The sequence below is a fragment of the Erysipelatoclostridium sp. AM42-17 genome (assembly GCF_003480255.1).
Classification (GTDB): domain Bacteria; phylum Bacillota_I; class Bacilli_A; order Erysipelotrichales; family Coprobacillaceae; genus Faecalibacillus.
Genome location: NZ_QUIN01000056.1, coordinates 1 through 617, shown reverse-complemented (window position 1 = coordinate 617; position 617 = coordinate 1). Strand labels below are relative to the sequence as shown.

At 29.5% G+C, this 617-nt stretch carries 1 protein-coding gene; it reads left to right on the top strand.

Features of this window, described 5'->3' with window-relative positions; genetic code table 11:
• Positions 1–142 precede the first annotated feature (142 nt).
• On the top strand, positions 143–583 hold the full coding sequence (locus tag DW911_RS10890) for an Hsp20/alpha crystallin family protein (protein WP_118431246.1): 441 nt from the start codon (positions 143–145) through the stop codon (positions 581–583).
• The last annotated feature ends 34 nt before the right edge of the window (positions 584–617 follow it).

The window sequence follows — 617 nt, the reverse complement described above, 5'->3', positions numbered from 1 at the left end:
TTGACAGTGCTAAAAGAGAGAACTATAATGTATTTAGAAATTAGGAAAGAGATAAAAAAAGAACCTAGTTTCAGTAAGTTAACACCGCTTGAAACAACGATGCGAATAATCTAAGTATCTAGATTGAAAGGGGAAATGACTTATGATGATGCCTAGTATTTTTAAAGAAAATTTATTTGATGATTGGTTTGATGATTTTGATAATGAATTCTTTGGAAAGAAAAATCCATTATATGGAAAACATTCAAAGAATATGATGAAAACAGATGTTCGAGAAACTGATCACAGTTATGAATTAGACATGGATTTACCAGGATTTAAGAAAGAAGATATTTCAATATCGTTAGAAAATGGATATTTAACAATCGCCACAAATAAAGGTATTGATAAAGAAGAAAAGAATGAAGAAGGACAATATATCCGAAAAGAACGTTATGTAGGTTCAATGGCACGAAGTTTCTATGTAGGAGAAAATGTTAGAAATGAAGATATTGAAGCCAGCTATGAAGATGGTATCTTGAGACTTACAGTTCCTAAAAAAGAATTAGAAACACAAGATACAAAATACATTACAATTAAATAGTTATAAAAGGGTAGGTACAATGCCTACCTTTTTT

Excerpts from the sequence above, each read along its gene's own strand:
- DW911_RS10890 (WP_118431246.1), top strand. The coding sequence starts at position 143 with ATGATGATGCCTAGTATTTTTAAAGAAAATTTATTTGATGATTGGTTT.